The sequence below is a fragment of the Planctomycetota bacterium genome, from assembly GCA_033763975.1.
Lineage (GTDB): Bacteria > Planctomycetota > Phycisphaerae > Phycisphaerales > UBA1924 > RI-211.
Window position 1 is genome coordinate 1 of the sequence record JANRJM010000002.1, and the last position, 15,485, is coordinate 15,485.

At 72.0% G+C, this 15,485-nt stretch carries 17 protein-coding genes; 4 read left to right on the forward strand and 13 right to left on the reverse strand.

From position 1 onward, the window contains the following. From ricT to SFY69_01385, 7 genes are all read right to left on the reverse strand, one after another. A partial coding sequence (gene ricT / locus SFY69_01355; protein MDX2130681.1) for a regulatory iron-sulfur-containing complex subunit RicT occupies positions 1-1,052 on the reverse strand: 1,052 nt, incomplete at its 3' end. A gap of 16 nt (positions 1,053-1,068) precedes the next feature. Further along, positions 1,069-1,395 (reverse strand): hypothetical protein, encoded by a 327-nt coding sequence (locus tag SFY69_01360; protein MDX2130682.1) that lies wholly within the window; start codon positions 1,393-1,395, stop codon positions 1,069-1,071. A gap of 3 nt (positions 1,396-1,398) precedes the next feature. Further along, on the reverse strand, positions 1,399-1,749 hold the full coding sequence (locus tag SFY69_01365; protein ID MDX2130683.1) for a hypothetical protein: 351 nt from the start codon (positions 1,747-1,749) through the stop codon (positions 1,399-1,401). 64 nt (positions 1,750-1,813) lie between these two features. After that, positions 1,814-2,044, reverse strand: a complete 231-nt coding sequence (locus tag SFY69_01370; protein MDX2130684.1) for a hypothetical protein — start codon at positions 2,042-2,044, stop codon at positions 1,814-1,816. Positions 2,045-2,053: 9 nt separating this feature from the next. Next, positions 2,054-2,749: an HYExAFE family protein gene (locus tag SFY69_01375; protein ID MDX2130685.1), complete on the reverse strand. Its 696-nt coding sequence runs from the start codon at positions 2,747-2,749 to the stop codon at positions 2,054-2,056. Next, a complete protein-coding gene (locus tag SFY69_01380) occupies positions 2,746-4,029 on the reverse strand; it encodes a hypothetical protein (protein MDX2130686.1) in 1,284 nt (427 codons plus the stop codon). Before SFY69_01380 ends, SFY69_01375 begins: the two co-directional genes overlap by 4 nt. A gap of 48 nt (positions 4,030-4,077) precedes the next feature. After that, positions 4,078-4,959, reverse strand: coding sequence for an ABC transporter ATP-binding protein (locus SFY69_01385; GenBank protein MDX2130687.1), 882 nt, complete (start codon positions 4,957-4,959; stop codon positions 4,078-4,080). 77 nt (positions 4,960-5,036) lie between these two features. On the opposite strand from SFY69_01385, the gene SFY69_01390 reads away from it, so the two are divergent. Beyond that, on the forward strand, positions 5,037-5,630 hold the full coding sequence (locus SFY69_01390; GenBank protein MDX2130688.1) for a nucleotidyltransferase family protein: 594 nt from the start codon (positions 5,037-5,039) through the stop codon (positions 5,628-5,630). Positions 5,631-5,655: 25 nt separating this feature from the next. Here the strand turns inward: SFY69_01390 and SFY69_01395 are convergent, their stop codons facing one another. Then, positions 5,656-7,152, reverse strand: a complete 1,497-nt coding sequence (locus SFY69_01395) for a serine hydrolase (protein ID MDX2130689.1) — start codon at positions 7,150-7,152, stop codon at positions 5,656-5,658. Between the two features lie 92 nt (positions 7,153-7,244). Here SFY69_01395 and SFY69_01400 point away from each other — a divergent pair, with 92 nt between their 5' ends. From SFY69_01400 to SFY69_01410, 3 genes are all read left to right on the forward strand, one after another. Continuing rightward, on the forward strand, positions 7,245-8,603 hold the full coding sequence (locus SFY69_01400; protein ID MDX2130690.1) for a beta-ketoacyl synthase N-terminal-like domain-containing protein: 1,359 nt from the start codon (positions 7,245-7,247) through the stop codon (positions 8,601-8,603). Positions 8,604-8,715: 112 nt separating this feature from the next. Next, a complete protein-coding gene (locus SFY69_01405) occupies positions 8,716-9,312 on the forward strand; it encodes a GxxExxY protein (protein MDX2130691.1) in 597 nt (198 codons plus the stop codon). A gap of 18 nt (positions 9,313-9,330) precedes the next feature. After that, the gene (locus tag SFY69_01410; GenBank protein ID MDX2130692.1) at positions 9,331-10,659 is read left to right on the forward strand and encodes a beta-ketoacyl-[acyl-carrier-protein] synthase family protein; all 1,329 of its coding nucleotides are present in this window, start codon (positions 9,331-9,333) and stop codon (positions 10,657-10,659) included. Here the strand turns inward: SFY69_01410 and SFY69_01415 are convergent. The 5 genes from SFY69_01415 to SFY69_01435 all read right to left on the reverse strand — a co-directional run bounded on the left by SFY69_01415 (position 10,656) and on the right by SFY69_01435 (position 15,482). Beyond that, positions 10,656-11,078, reverse strand: a complete 423-nt coding sequence (locus SFY69_01415) for a DUF1634 domain-containing protein (protein ID MDX2130693.1) — start codon at positions 11,076-11,078, stop codon at positions 10,656-10,658. The genes SFY69_01410 and SFY69_01415 overlap by 4 nt on opposite strands. Next, positions 11,075-11,917: a sulfite exporter TauE/SafE family protein gene (locus SFY69_01420; protein ID MDX2130694.1), complete on the reverse strand. Its 843-nt coding sequence runs from the start codon at positions 11,915-11,917 to the stop codon at positions 11,075-11,077. Before SFY69_01420 ends, SFY69_01415 begins: the two co-directional genes overlap by 4 nt. Positions 11,918-11,952: 35 nt before the next feature. Then, on the reverse strand, positions 11,953-14,559 hold the full coding sequence (locus SFY69_01425; protein ID MDX2130695.1) for a hypothetical protein: 2,607 nt from the start codon (positions 14,557-14,559) through the stop codon (positions 11,953-11,955). A gap of 107 nt (positions 14,560-14,666) precedes the next feature. After that, positions 14,667-15,146: an EF-hand domain-containing protein gene (locus tag SFY69_01430; GenBank protein MDX2130696.1), complete on the reverse strand. Its 480-nt coding sequence runs from the start codon at positions 15,144-15,146 to the stop codon at positions 14,667-14,669. Positions 15,147-15,176: 30 nt separating this feature from the next. Next, positions 15,177-15,482, reverse strand: coding sequence for a hypothetical protein (locus tag SFY69_01435; GenBank protein MDX2130697.1), 306 nt, complete (start codon positions 15,480-15,482; stop codon positions 15,177-15,179). Between the last annotated feature and the right edge of the window lie 3 nt (positions 15,483-15,485).

Sequence of the window (15,485 nt, forward strand, 5' to 3'; positions counted from 1 at the left end):
CTGGCGGGCGGGGCGCCGGGGGCGCGCCCGCGCGCACGGGGCGGCGGGGCGGGGTCGAACGCGGGGCGGGGCGGGGCGGCCTGGTTGGTGGGCGGGGTGAGATTCTCGACGGGGACGGCGACCTGGCGGATCTTGCCGTCGGTGCCGACATCGTCGAGCTCGACGAGCACCAGTTGGGTGAGGATCTGCGAGTCGATGACCAGGCCGTCGCCCTCGGGGGTGCCCACGCGGGACTTCTTGCGCGGCAGGCGCTTGCGGAGATCGTCGTAGGTCTCGTCTTCGTAGCGGAGGCAGCACATGAGGCGCCCGCAGCGCCCGGAGATCTTGACGGGGTCGAGCGTGGCCTTCTGGACTTTGGCGGACTTCATCGAGACGGGCTTGAGCACCTTGAGGAAGTTCTTGCAGCAGCAGTACTGCCCGCACTTCTCGTAGTCGGCGGTGAGGCGGGCCTCGTCGCGCGCGCCGACGTGGCGGAGCTCGACGCGCGTGCGGAAGGCGAGGGAGAGTTCGCGCGTGAGGTCGCGGAGCTCGATGCGTTCTTCGGAGAGGTAGAAGACGGTGACGGTCTCGTTGCCCAGGATGGGCTCGACGTCGACGATCTTGCAGTGCAGGCGCAGGCGTTCGGCGATGCTGCGCGCGTGGAGGCGCATGGCGTGGCGCGACTGCTCCAAGCGGGACTGGGCTTCCAGGTCCTGCGTGGTGGCGATGCGGAGGACCTTGCCGTCAGTGAAGAAGGGGTAGTCGCGTCCGCCGGAGTTGTCGATGTACTGGAGCATCTCCTTGCGCGAGACGCTCTTGGAGCACCCGCTGTTGGGGCAGGTGCTGGTGAGCATCTCGCCGAGCTCGGTGCCGCGGAACGTGCGGACGACGAGCTTGCTCCCGCAGCCGGGCTTGACGGTGCCCTGGTAGGGGAACTCGCCGACGAGCTTCATGGAGCCGAAGCGGACGACGAGCGTCTTGGGCGCCTTGAGGGCGTCGTAGGTGGCCTTGTCCTCGGCGGAGAGGGCTTCGGTGAGGTCGGCCTCGAACTGCGGGAGCGGGAAGATGGACATGGGGATGCGGGCGACGCTACGGGCGGCCGAGTGCGCGGGCGCGGGCCTCCGTGAAGAGGGTCTGGAGCGGGAGGCGCGAGAGCTGCTGCACGCCGTTGCGCGTGTCGGTGCGGTAGATGAGCAGCATCTCGGAGCGTTCGTCGAGCACGACGAGGACGTCCTCGTTGCCGGCGTCGGCGGTGAGGGCGGTCATGGCGCCGGCGCGGCTGACCATCTCGCCCAGCGCGACGGGCTCGGCGTCGCGCGGGCGGAGGGCCTGCACGAGCACGAGCAGCGCGAGGACCGCCGCGACGACGACGAGCGTCGAGTGGCGGGGTTGACGTTCCTGGTGGGTCGCGTGCATGGGTCAGCGTCCCGGGGTGGTGCGGGTGTCGGCGGCGAAGTTGCGATAGCCCAGGCTGGTGAGGCTCGTGCGCGACTGGTCCCAGCGGAGGGCGACGACTTCCTGGTTGGTCGTGTCCAGGACGTAAATGACCGACGAGCCCCCGGCGTTGCTGCGTCCCGCGACCATCGTGTATTCGCCCCGGGCGCGCCCGATGACGGGCTGCGAGGAGTTCTGCGCCGCGGCCGGGCCGGGGAGCGACAGCACCGCGAGCAGCACCACGAGCGCGACGTTCAGGCAGATGAGCGGGACGCGCACGTCGCGGCGGGGGCGGGCGACGGGCGGGGCGTGATCGGCGGGAGCGGGTGTGGACATGGAGCGGTCCTCCGCGGGGTCGTGGGGGGACGTGTGCGGCGGGAGCGGGGCGGGAACCTCGGGGCTAGTCCTGGTGGCCGCGCTTGGTGGCCATGGCGTTGGCGCCGATGATGAGCGCGCCGGTTGCGATCAGGATGAGGAAGCTCATGATCGCGGGCGGGTCGTCGGGCTTGGAGGGCGTGGGCGGGACGGGCGCGCTGGGCGCGGCCTCCTGGGCCCAGCACACGGCGGTGACGAGCATCGTGCCGACGGCGGCGACGCTCCGGGCGGCGAAGCGGGAAAGGCGCGTGGTCATAAGTACATGCTACGACGGGCGGACGCCCCGCGGTTGCTCCGAAGGCCCGGCCGGGAGCAACTGATCGAGCGCGGGCAGGGGCGGGGGCGATTCGGCGAGGAACCCGGCCAGAGTCCGACCGACGCGGCGGCCCGCGGGAAGCGCGTGGGGCGCGATCGGCGCGAGGGGCGCGCCCACGGTCGAGAAATCGGCGGGCGCCAGGTGCACCGTGCGCCAGCGCGGGCTGCGGACGCGCATGCGGGCCTTGTAGTCGGCGAGGCGGACGCAGCGGAGCGAGTACCAGCGCCCGGCGTGCTCGAAGATCTCGTCGAAGAGCGCGTCGGGGGGGAGTTCGTCGCACCAGTAGACGAAGAGAAAGACGCCCTCGAACGACGGGCCGAAGAGCATCTCCCAGCGCGAGAGGGACTCGACGTCGTCGAGGGTGACCCAGTTCTCGAGCCGGGCGGCCCCGGCGGACGCGCGGGCGGAACGCCGGGGCATGATGCGGCGTCCCTTGACCTCGACGAGGAGGTTGGCGCCCTCGCCGTAGATCACAACGTCGAAACTCTTGAGGGCGTGCCCGTCGTGGCGGAGGGCGGGGAAGCGGTCGCCCGGGAGGAGCGCCTTGCGGGCCTCGTCGACGGCGACGTACGGGATGCGCCGGGCGCGCAGATAGTTCTCGAAGGCCTGCTCGTAGTGGTGGCGGCGCTGCACGCGTTGGCTCACTTCCCGACCTGGACCTCGACCAACTTGTCGAGCAGGTACTGCTCGGCCTGGCGGTAGCGGGCGATCGACTCGGCGAGGCTGGCGCTGAGCGCCTCGAAGTCCGCGGCGGTGGCGGCCCCGGCGCGCTGGGCGGCGGCGGCGGCCTCCAGCGCCTCGCCCGCGGCCCGCAGGTCGCTGGCGGCCTCGGCGTACGAGCGCGTCGCGTCGTAGATCACCTGGCTCTCGAGTTCCTTGGTCGAGGGCTGCTGGAGAAGGCGCCATGGCTGCGAGCGGACTTCGATGGCCGTGAGCTTGAGCTGGTCGGACATCAGACGAAGGTTCGCGAGCGTGCGGCGCAGGTTGGGGGTCTGCTCGCCGACGACCGCGCTCACGCGGCCCACGGCCTCGGAGAAGACGCCCAGCGCGTCGCGCCCGTCGCGCAGCGCGACGTTCACCGCGTCGATGGTCTCCTGGTTGAACTTGCCGGTGGCCTCCTCGAGGTTCTTGACCGTCTGGTCGATGCGGGCGCGGTTGTCCTCGATGAGCGAACGGACGGAGGCGATGACGCCCCGCGCGTCGTCGAGGCCCAGGTCGGCCTTCTCGAGCAGCGGGTCGAGGCGCGCCGAGGCCCGCTCGACGTTGGCGGCGGTGGCGTCGATGCGCACGGTCCATTCGTCGAGCTTGACGCGGAGCTCGGCGAGCAGGGCGGCGGCGTCGGTCGCGCCGGACTCGACCTTGGGCCCGGTGTTCTCGACGATCGACGCGACGCGCTGCATGGTCTCGTCGATGGACTTGATGGCGGCGCGGAGCTGGGCCGACTGCTCGGGGCCGAAGCCCGCGTCGGCCAAGAAGCCCGGGGGGGCGGTGGCGCCGGGGATGACATCACCCGGGGCCAGGCGCGGGACGGGCGCGCCGCTGGCGGGGTTGGTGGGCGTGCCGACGCTGGAGATGTTGATGGCGGAGATGGAGCCCAGCAGGGGCTTCTCGAGGTACACGCGGGTGTTGGCGTAGAGCATGAGGTCGTCGCGCACTTCGACGCGCACGTCGACGCTGGTGGGCGTGCCCTGGTCGTCGCGGGCGAAGCCGACGTCGAGGACGCGTCCGACGGGCTGGCCGCCGAGGCGGACCTCGCTGCCGCGTTTGAGGCCGACCGCGCCGGTCTCGACGGGGAAGCGCACGGACAGGGGCATGACCGAGTCGAAGGGGGAGCGGTCGGAGAGGAGGAAACTGACCCAGACGGCGAGGACGACGCCCATGAGGACGAAGACGCCGGCGAGGACGTTGTTGCGGGCGTTCTGCATGGGCGCAGAATACGCGGCGGGGCGGGCGGGTTGCGCGGCGCGTGTCGGCTAGCGGGTGGGCGTCAGGCTGGGCATGCTGGCGACGCGGGTGTCGTCGCCCAGGAGGGTGCGCTCCAGCAGGCCCTGGTCCTTGCGGTCGGTGATCGGGCCCTCGGGGTCGCCCCGCAGGAACTGGCGGATGAGGCGCTGATCGGTGGGCAGGGCGGCGGCCTGCTCGTCGGTCGCCTTGCGGAGCGTGTCGTACCACTCGCGGCTCTGGACGGTGAGCATGCGCCCCTTGTCGAGCATGGCCATGCGGTCGGCGATGGTGAAGGCGCTGTCCATCTCGTGGGTGACGACGACGCTGGTGACGCCGAGCTTTTTGCTCAGGTCCATCATGAGGTGGTCGATCTGGGCGCTGGTGACGGGGTCCAGGCCGGCGGAGGGCTCGTCGTAGAAGAGGATCTCGGGGTCGAGGGCGAGGGCGCGGGCGAGGCCGGCGCGTTTCTTCATGCCGCCGGAGATCTGGGAGGGGTACTTGTCGGCGTGCTCGAGGAGGCCGACGAGCTCGAGCTTGATCTTGACCTGGATGTCGATGATGGCGGGGTCGAGGTCGGTGTGCTCGCGGATGGGGAGGGCGACGTTCTCGTAGAGGGTCATGGAGTTGAAGAGCGCGCCGGACTGGAAGAGGATGCCGAAGCGCTTGCGGACGTCGTCGAAGTCGTCGCGCGTGAGCCCGCAGATCGACGAGCCGAAGAGGCGGACGTCGCCGGAATCCGGGCGGAGCGAGCCGATGATGAGGCGGAGCAGCGTGGACTTGCCCGAGCCCGACCCGCCCATGATGACCATCGTCTCGCCCGGGAGCACGTCCAGCGTGACGCCCGAGAGGACGGTGCGCCCGTCGAAGCGCTTGACGATCTCGCGGCACGAGATGATGGGGTCGTCGGGCACGCGGGTAGCGTAGCGAACGCGTGGCGGGATGGGGCGCCTCGGGCACGCGCGAGCGGGGGCGGACGCTAGGATCGGGGGTGACACACTCGCCCTCGAGCCGCACGGGCGTCCTGGAACGGATGGTGAACGCCGTGGAACAGGTGCGTCAACGGCTGCTGCGGGTCTCGCGGGCGCTGCGTGCCGGGGGCGTGCCGCACGCGGTGGTGGGCGGGCACGCGGTCGCGGCGTGGGTGGCGACGGTGGACGGCGGCGCCGCGCGGACGACGCAGGACGTGGACGTGCTGATCCGGCGAGCGGACCTGGAGCGATGCCGCGCTGTGCTGGAGGGAGCGGGGTTCGTCTACCGGCACGCGGCGGGGATGGACCTGTTCCTCGACTCGCCCCAGTCGAGCCCGCGACAGGGCGTGCACCTGGTGTTCGCGAACGAGTTCGTGCGCGCGGGCGAGGCGGCGGCGAACCCGGACGTGGAGGACGCGTCCGACATGGGCGAGCTGCGCGTGCTGAACCTGCACGCGCTGGTGCGGATCAAGCTCACGGCGTACCGGGACAAGGACCGCACGCACCTGCGCGACCTGATCGGCGTCGGGCTCATCGACCGCGCGTGGGCGGATCGGCTGCCCGAGCCGCTGGCGGAGCGGCTGCGCGCGCTGCTCGACACGCCCGACGGCTGAGCGGCGTTTAGGTGCCGGGCGGCGATCACGTGCCGGGCTGGGGCTGGGCTGGCGCGTCGGCGGGCTGGTCGGCGGGCTGGTCGGGCTTCTGCACGCCGTGGGCTTCGAGGATGCGGATGCCCGCGCGGGCGAGGTCGAGCAGGCGCCCCTCGTCGGTGCCGCCTTCGGCGTCGACCCAGGTGAGGGCCATGACGTACCAGCGGTCGTCGCTGCGGCGGAGGAGCCACGCGAACGAGAGCACGCCCGGCTCGCGCCCCGCGACGGCCCGCACGTCGGTCCAGGTCTGCTCGTCGAGCGGCACGTCGCCCGGGTTTCGCCACAGCGGCGCGAGCGATTCGCCCCCCGGGCGGCGTTCGGCGTCGTGGATCGCCGCCATCAGGCGGCATTGGTCCTCGACGCTCGCGATCCACCCCACGCGCTCGGTCTCGGCGGGCTTCTCCCACGCGCCCAGCGCGTTCCAGTCGGGCTCGGCCTTGAGATCGCGCAGCAGTTCGGCGCGCACGAGCGGGTCGTTCTCGGCGTAGCGGGTCAGTTCGTCGGCGTCGGGCGCGAGCTTGAGCGCCAGGTACTCGCGCGTCGAGAGCACCGGGAACGACGGGCCCAGGTCCTTGCAGACCTCGCGCACCACGTCGGCGACGGCGTCTCGCCCCAGGGTGTGCAGCACGTGGTCGAGGGCGGTGCTGTCGTTGCCGGCGAAGGCCCGCGTGGCGAGTTCGCGCAGCGGGAGCACGGCGCCGGGGCCTTGCTCGCGGGTGGGCGAGCCGGGCACGCTCATCCACTCGGCGCGGAGCGTCACGGGCTGGTCGAGCGAGAAGGCCGGGTCGTGCACGCGCCGGGCGAGCGACGCGAGCGTCCAGAGGCGTGCGGCCCCGCTGACGTGCAGCGGGTCGCGCTCGCGGATCTCGTACACGTTCACGAGGCGGTTCGGGAGGATCGCGCCCTCCCCCCCACCGCCGTCGGCCGGATCGCGGGGCGCCTCGGGCACGAGCTCGTAGCACCCGAAGGAGACGCTGCCGCGGAGGCGGCCGAACTCGCCGGCGTAGGAATCCCAGTCGCCCGCGGCGCACGAGTACCCGGCCTGGTTGAACTGCAGGCCCGCGATGAGCCCGGAGGCTTCGTCGAGCACGATGAAGACGCTGAGGAAGAGGTTGGTCTCGCGGCCGTTGATGATGCCGTTGAGGGCCTCGGCGTCGCCTTCTTCGTAGACCTCGACGAGGTCGACCGGGTTGTCGCGGAAGACGCCGGCGCGCATGGTCGTGAGGGCCTCGGTGATGTCGCCGACGCCGAAGACCTCGATGAACCGGGGCGAGAACTTGGCGGCGGGGTCGCCCAGGGGCGCGTCGCCGTTGATGACACGGAGCACCCAGGCGAGTTCACGCCCGACGCGCGAGTCGGGCGGGTCGACCCGGTGGACCTCGGCGGGCGCGGGGTCGGGCTCGTCTTCCTGCGCACGGGCCGCGGGGCAGAGGAGCACGCCCAGGAGCGTGGCGAGCAGCAGGACGGCGCGGGGGAGGAGGCGCATGTGCGCAGTATCTCCGATCCCGGGGCGGCGTCCAGCCCCGCGCGGGGAGGGGTGACGCGGACGGGGCGTGAGCGGCCCATAGAGTTGCGACTATGCGCCGCCGCGTTGTCATTACCGGGTTGGGAGCCGTCACGCCTCTGGGGATGGGGATGCCCGCGCTGTGGGAGGGGCTGGTGGGCGGGCGCAGCGCGCTGGGCCCGATGACGCGGACCGATCCGTCGGGGTTCGCGTCGCGCCTGGGGGGCGAGATCCCGAACTTTTCGGCCAAGGACCACGTGCCCAAGCACTACCGCAAGGCGGTGAAGGTGATGGCGCGCGACACCGAGATCGCCGTGGCCGCGGCGAAGGCGGCGGTTGAAGACGCCGGGCTGGTGACGCGTGGCACCGGCGACGGCACGGGGGCGCCGACGTACCCGCCCGAGCGGTTCGGGTGCCAGATCGGGTCGGGGCTGATCTCGGCCGAGACGCTGGAACTGACGATGGCGCTGGCGACGGCGGTGGGCGACGGGCCGGCCGACCACGCGGGGTTCGACATGCGGGCGTGGGGCGGGCACGAGGGCTCGGGCGGGATGAACAACCTGCCCCCGCTGTGGATGCTGAAGTACCTGCCCAACATGCTGGCGTGCCACGTGACGATCATCCACGGCGCGGAGGGGCCCAGCAACACGCTGACGTGCGCCGAGGCGAGCGGGCTGCTGTGCATCGGCGAAGGAACGCGGGTGATCGAACGCCACGCGGCGGACGGGTGCTACTGCGGCGGGGCCGAGGCGAAGCTGATGCTGATGGGCCTGTGCCGCCTGACGTTCGCGGAGCGCCTGGCGCCGACGGGCGAAGAAACCGACGGCTCGCGGGTGGTGAGGCCGTTTGACCCCGGCTCGGCGGGCTCGCTGCTGGGCGAGGGCGGCGCGATCGTGGTGCTGGAATCGCTGGAGACGGCGACGGCGCGCGGGGCGCGGGTGTACGCGGAAGTGGCGGGGTTCGGGGCGGCGCACAGCGGGCCCCCGCTCTTCGCGCCCCTGCCCGCGCCGACGCAGGACGCGTGCAACGAGGGGCTGGCGTTCGCGATCGAGGCGGCGTTGGCCGACGCGGGGATCGGCCCGGGCGAGATCGACGCGATCGTGCCGCAGGGCCTGGGCGCGCCCGCCGTGGACGCCCGCGAACTGGGCGCGCTGCGCGCGGTGTTCGGGGCGCGCCTGGCGGAGATCCCGCTGGTGACGCTGACGCCGGCGATCGGCGACCTGTTCGCGGGGCACGGGGCGGTGCAGGCGGCGGTGGGCGCGATGTGCGTGCGGGAGCAGCGCCTGCCGGCGCGCCTGCACGCGGGAACACCCGCGCCCGACGCGCGGTGCGGGGCCGACGCGGCCCGGGCCGCGGAAGTGCGCCACCTGCTGGTCACCACCGCGTCCATGGGCGGTCAGAACGCGGCGTTGGTGCTGCGGCGGGCCCGGTAAACCTTCTGGGAATCATGGGCCCGGGCGGTGCGGGCGGCTTACGATGGCGGGCGGCTGCGGACGGGCGTCGCGAACGCCATTTCCGGCGGACGGCACAGGGAGCGGAGCAAACATGTCGAACGACAATCAGCGCGATGATTACCGGCCGTACGGGGGCAGACCGCCCCGGGGCGGGCCGGGCGGGCCGGGCGGGCACGGCGGCGGGTATGGCGGGGGCCCGCGCGAGCGGCGCGGCGTGCCGCTGTCGGAACTGGACCCAACGACGACCGAGGCGTCGCGGAAGGTTATCGGAGCGGCGATCGAGGTGCATCGGGCGCTGGGGCCGGGGTTCCCGCGCGAGGTGTACGCGAACGCGCTGAAGGTGGAGCTCGACGCCTTGGGCGTGAAGCACGAGACGGGGCGGAAGATCCCCGTGCGCTACAAGGACAAGCCGATCGGAGAGATCACGACGGACCTGTACGTCGAGAACCGGTTCATCGTGACGGTGATGGGCGTGGCGGGGATGGTCGGCACGCCGGAGCGGCTGGCGCTGCGGGCGCAGCTCAAGGCGGCGGACTTCGAACTCGGGCTGATCATCAACTTCGGCGACCGGCGCCTGAAGGACGGGCTGGTGCGGGTGGTGAACATCGACAAGATCCGGGCCGAAAAGGGCCTGGGCGAGGGCGATGATTTCGACGACGCGGGCTCGACGCACGACTTTGAGAACTAGCCCTCCAACGCTTCCGCCATGAACGTGCGCACGCGACGGGTCGTCATCACGGGGATGGGATGGGTCACGCCTCTCGGGCACGAGGTCGAGGGGGTGTGGCGCCGGCTGCTGGCGGGCGAGGCGGCGTTCGGGCCGGTGACGCGGTTCGACGCCTCGACCTTCGCGACGAACTTCGCCGCGGAGGTGAAGGGGTTCTCGCTGGACGCCCACCTGGCGGACGCGTCCGCGCACGCGGGCTCGGGGCGTTCGACGATGTTCGCGCTGGCGGCGGCGGCGCAGGCGTGGCGCCAGAGCGGGCTGCGCGACGTGTCGCCCCGGCGGGTGGGCATGTACCTTGGCGCGGGCGAGGGGTCGCTGGACTTCGGGAACTTCGTCGCGACGAACCTGGCGGCGTACGACCCGGCGACGCGGGCGCTGTCGGACGCGGGCTGGGCCCGGGCCGCCCTGCGCCTGATGCGCGCGCGGACCGAGCTGGAGCAGGAGCCCAACGCGACGCTGGCGCACCTAGCGATGGAGTTCCCGATCCGCGGGCCGAGCTTCAACTGCATGACGGCGTGCGCGGCGAGCACGCAGGCGGTGGGCGAGGCGTTCGAGATCATCCGTCGTGGCGACGCGGACGTGATGCTGGGCGGGGGCACGCACAGCATGATCCACCCGCTGGGGATGACGGGGTTCATCCGGCTGACGGCGATGTCGACGCGTCGGGACGACCCGATGCACGCGTCGCGCCCGTTCTCGGCGGATCGCGACGGGTTCGTGATGGGCGAAGGGTGCGGGATGCTGGTGCTGGAGGAGCTGTCGCACGCGCGGGCGCGGGGCGCGACGCCGCTGGCGGAGATCGCGGGGTACGGGTCGTCGGCGGACGCGTTCCGCATCACGGACATCCAGCCGGACGGGAAGGGGGCGGTGTCGGCGATGGTGCAGGCATGCCGCCAGGCGGGGATCAACCCGCGCGAGCCGGGCGAGGACGGGCGGCCGCAGGTGCACTATGTCTCGGCGCACGGGACGGGGACGCAGGAGAACGATCGGATCGAGACGATCGCGGTGAAGTCGCTCTTCGGCCCGCTCGCCGGAGCGGTGCCGTTCAGCAGCGTGAAGAGCCAGTTCGGGCACCTGATCCAGGCGGCGGGCGCGGTGGAGTTGATCACGTGCGTGCAGGCGATCCGCACGGGGTGGATCCCCGGGACGATGAACCTGCACGCGCCCGACCCCGAGTGCGACCTGGACTACGTGGCGAACGCCGCGCGCGACCTGGGCCCGGCGGGCGGGGTCGACGTGTGCCTCTCGAACAGCTTCGGCTTCGGCGGGCAGAACAACACGCTGTGCGTGCGCCGGTTCCGCGACTAGACGCGCACGCCCAGCAGCCCGGCGAGCAGGGCGCCCAGCACGATGAGCGAGACCACGACGTAGAGCCGATCGCGCCGCAGCGCGAACGACACGAGCGCGGTGATGACGCGCGCGACGGGCGTCAGCACCAGCAGCACGACGCCCAGTTGCATGATCGCGCGGGGGTCGAGGCGCGAGAGGCCCGCGAAGAGATCGCGCAGCGTCGAGGGCGACGCGGGCGTGAAGGCCGCGTAGGAGGGCCGGGCGGCGTCGGGGCGCGTGAGGTGCAGCAGCGCGCCGATGAGCAGGATCGACGCGGCCAGGAGCGTGGCGACGGTGAGGATGTTCGCGAGGCGGGCTTCCAGCCGGCGCTGCGGCGCGGGGTTCGGCGGGGGCGCGGGGTCGGGCGGGAGCGACGTGGAGCGCGGCGGACGGGTCATGCGAAGCCCCCCGTGAGGGCGCGGCGGAGCATCTCGACGCCCGCGAGCGTCACGATGCCCGCGAAGATGAACCGCAGCGTGCGGACGTGGATCCGGGGAAGCACGCGTGCGCCGGCGAGCGCACCGGCGAGCGCGCCCAGCGCGACGGGAGCGCACAGGGCGGGCTCGATCTGGCCCCGCTGAAAGTAGATGCCCGCGGACGCCGCGGCGGTGACGCCGATCATGAAGTTGCTCGTGGTGGTCGACACCTTGTACGGCAGGCGCATCGCGCGGTCCATGGCGAGGACCTTGAGCACGCCCCCGCCGATGCCCACGACGGCGGAGAGCATGCCGGCGAGGATCATGATGCCGAAGCCGAGAGGCACGCGGCACGCGCGGTAGGCGATCGGCCCCGCGGGCCCGGGGTACGTGGACTCCAAGCCCAGGCGGCGGGAGAGGGGGTCGGGCGGCAGGCTGAGATCGACCGGGGGCGGGGGCGTGCGGATCGCGCCCCACGCGGAGTACATGGCGACGAGGGCGAAGATGATCGCGACGCCCGCGCGCGGGAGCACGCCGGCGATGGCGGCGCCGGCGATCGCCCCCAGCACCGTCGCGACCTGCAGGAGCATCGCGACGCGGAGGTTGGTGAAGCCCTCGCGCATGAACGCGGCGGCGGCGCCGGAACTGGTGGCGATGACCACGATGAGCGAGGCGCCCACGGCGTACTTGAGATCGACCCCGAAGACGAGCACCAGCAGGGGCACGAGGACCACGCCCCCGCCCAGGCCTGTGAGCGAGCCGAGAAGCCCCGCGCCGGCGGCGCTCAGGAGCAGAACGAAGGTGAAGAGCGCGGGATCGATGGCGCGGACAGGCTAGCAGCGTCCCCGCGCGGGCGTCACACCGGGCACGGTTCGCCGGCGATGACGCGCGCGAGGGTCTCGAGGTCGAAGGCGTCGACGTTGCCGTCGCGGTTGAAGTCCGGGTCCAGGCCGATGGGGTTGTCGGCGCCGCCGACGACCTGTTCGAGGTAGAGCAGGTCGAACTGGTCGGAGACGCCGTCGCCGTTGTAATCGGTCATGCAGTCGGGCGGGACGACCAGCATGATGGGCGAGAGTTGGGTCTCGAAGCAGGTCTGGCGGGCGTAGGAGAGGTAGCTGCCGGCGGCGTTGGGGCCGAGGCCCGTGATGGTGAGGGTGCGGGTGGCGGCGCCGCTGATGACGCCGACGCCCGCGAGCGGGCCGTCGACGAGCTGCACGCCGTCCTTCAGCCAACGGACGCTGGTGGCGACGCCCTCGAACTGCCAGTCGAGGGTGACGGACTCGCCCTGCCCGCGGAAGACGATGGGTTCGGGCGCGCTGGTGGTGCGGATGCGGGCCGAGGTGTCGAGGTGCGCGATGAACGACTGGGGCTGGGCGTAGTTCTGATCGGTGTACAGGAACGCGCCGCCGACGAGCACGCCCGCGTCGGTGGCCAGGAGCGATGGTGGGCGGGCGCTGATGGATTGCAGGCCCCAGGAGACGCGCGGGTTGATCGGCATGAGCCCGTGGGCGGCCCAGGCGCGCCCGTCCCAGGAGTAGACCTGCTGGAACATGCCGTTGTTGAGGTCGGCGGCGATGTACATGAAATCGTCGTTGGCGGCGAGGGCGGGCCCGACCGTGCCGGTCACGTTGGTGGGCATGTTCGCGACGAGCTCCCAGCCCCCGGCGCTCCAGGCGTACACCAAGCTCCCGCCCGCGGCGTACAGCGTGTCGCGGAAGACACCTAGGACGCTCGCCCGCGTGACGGCCTGGGGAAGGGGCATCGCCTGGAACGCCGCCCCGTCCCACTTGTAGACGCGCGGGATCTGGAACTGGTCGACGCCGCTGGTGAAGGCCTCGCCGTTCACCAGGACGATGCGTCCGCTCCACGTCGGGATGGGGAGGCTGCGCCACGACGTGCCGTTCCACGCGAAGAGCCCGTTGAAGAAGCCGGTGGAGAGCGTCTCGGCGGTGGCGGCCCAGAGCTCGCCGTTCACTACGCCGAGCCAAACGGGGGGCGATTCGAGCCCCTCGCCCAGCGCGTTCCAGCCCTGGCCGTCCCAGTACGCGACCTTGTTGGCGTCGACGGCGCCGGCGAGATCAAACTGCCCGCCGACGGCGAAGCCGTTCTGGAAGCGGCAGACGGCCCAGGCCTGAGCGTTGAGGCCCGGCGCGAAGGGGGTCCAGAAGCCGTCTTCTGATCGGAGGCCGATGTAGCCAGCGGGCTGACTGCCCGCGCTGGGGAAGCGGCCGACGCCGAGCACGGAGCCGTTGTCCCAGGCGATCATGGAGGTGACGCGGGCGTTGACGCCGCGGGAGAGGGGGACGACATCGGTGCCGTCGAACTGGGCGATGGCCCGAACGTAGCGGAAGTTCTGCTGGTTGTTGAGGTCGGCGGGGCCGAAGTTGCCGCCCAGGATGAGCTGGCCGTTGTACTCGCCCAGGGCGCGGATCGTGAGGATGGCGGGCCCGTACCAGCGTGCGGGGCCGACGGGGAACCACTCGTTGCCGCTGCGGCGGAGGATGGCGGCGTTGGCATTGGAACTGCCCGTGAAGAGGTACAGGAAGCCCTGGTAGCGGGCGATGGAGCGTGCGGAGGCGGGCAGCGTGGTCTGGAGCGGCGTCCAGGTGGCGCCGTCGAACTTCATGACGCCGGGCTGCTCGTTGGTCTGGAAGAGTCGGAAGTCGCCGGCGACGTAGAGGTCTTCGCCCTCGGCGAGGAGCGCGGTGATGCTGCCGTTGCACTGGAACGGGCAGGAGACGGGGGGCGGGAGCGGGTTGAAACCGATGCCGTTGAACGTCGCAACGCGGTAGGGGAACGACCCGGCGACGACGAGCGAGCCGTTGTAGATGGTCATGGCCTCGACGCGCGAGTTGCTCGCGCCGGGGCCGACGGTGGAGAACGAGGTGGTGAGCCAGGCGGAGCCGGAGAGCCGCGCGAAGTCGGCGCCCTGCTGCCCGCTGACGGTGAAGTCGCCGCCGGCGTACAGGGTGCCGTCGTGCGAGGCGAGGGACGTGATCGCGGACCCGCCGAACAGAGCCCCGACGGTCGACCACGACGTGCCGTCGTAACGGGCGACCTGGAGGACGTGCTGCGAGTCGTTGTTCACCGTAAAGCGTCCGCCGGCGTAGAGGTCGCCGTTGTGGACGGCGAGGGCGAAGACGCCGTCGGTGGTGCCGATGCCGGTGCCCAGGCCGGCGCCCAGGGCGCGCCAGGTGCGTCCGTCCCAGGCGGCGACGCCGCGGGCGGGCACGCCGTCCATCGAGCCGAAGGACCCGGCGACGACGAGGAGTTCGGGCTGCGGGCCCGGGCCGTCGGGGTCCCAGCGGACCGAGGCGTCCGTGCGCGGGGCGACGGTCGACATCGGCGCCACTTCGCCCGCGCCGATGAAACCCGAGTCGTTGACGAAGCCGGTGGGGCAGGGCGTCTGGGCGTGTGCGAGCCCCGCGAAAAGAACGGTCAACCCGAGAAACAGCGTGCGCATCGGTATCACCCCTTGGTCCCTCTGGCGTGGTTGTACCACGGGGTGCAAGGGGGGTTGCAGAATCTGGGGACGCGGGCGGCGCGTCGCCGGCGGGCGAGGGCGGGGCCTTACTTCAGCAGGGCGCGAACGCGGGAAGCGGTGTCGGAGGAGATAAGGGGCCGGGCGGTGCCGCCCGGGACGTCGCAGATGTACTGCGCGGGCTCGTCGTCGTAGTTCACGACGCCGTCGTCGTCGGTGTCGCGGCGGAGCTCGATCAGGAGCTTGCGCGCCGGGGCGTAGAACTGCACGTTGGTCATGACGGTGCCGTCGGGCGTGATGACGCGGGGGTTCTCGCCCGTGGGGCCGGTGAGGATGAGCGACTGGAGGTCGCCGGCGTCGAGCACGCCGTTGCGGTTCGTGTCGCGCGTGGTGACGACGAAGAGCAGGGCGAGCGCGGGCGGCTGCGGCGTAGCGTCGCGGTGCCCGGCGGTCGGGCGTTCCACCAGCATCGAGAACCCGGAGATCACGGCGCGCGAGTCGAGCAGGGCGTGCTCGGCGTCGGTCGTGAGGTTACGGAAGACGACGTTGTGCCAGCGGACGCGGTTCACGCCGTGCTGATCGAGGTCGACCCGTGTGTACTACCGGCTCGAGGCGCGCGTGGCGGAGGGATCGCTGAACTGGTCGTCCGCGTCGAACCAGCCGTGCTCGCTCGTGATCGAGAAGGGCACCATGACCACGGGGTGCCCGGGGATCTCGGCGGGCATGTAGAAGGTGGAACGCCCTTCGACCGGGGCACGCGTGGTCGTCATCGACAGCGTCTGCGTGTCGCGGGTGCGCGGCGTGGCCGAGCAGGCCCCGAGCGCGACGACGGCGAGCACCGCGGCGGTGATGATGCCCACGGCGCGAACACGCCGCAATCCCGATGCTTCAATGCCGGTGCGCATGCT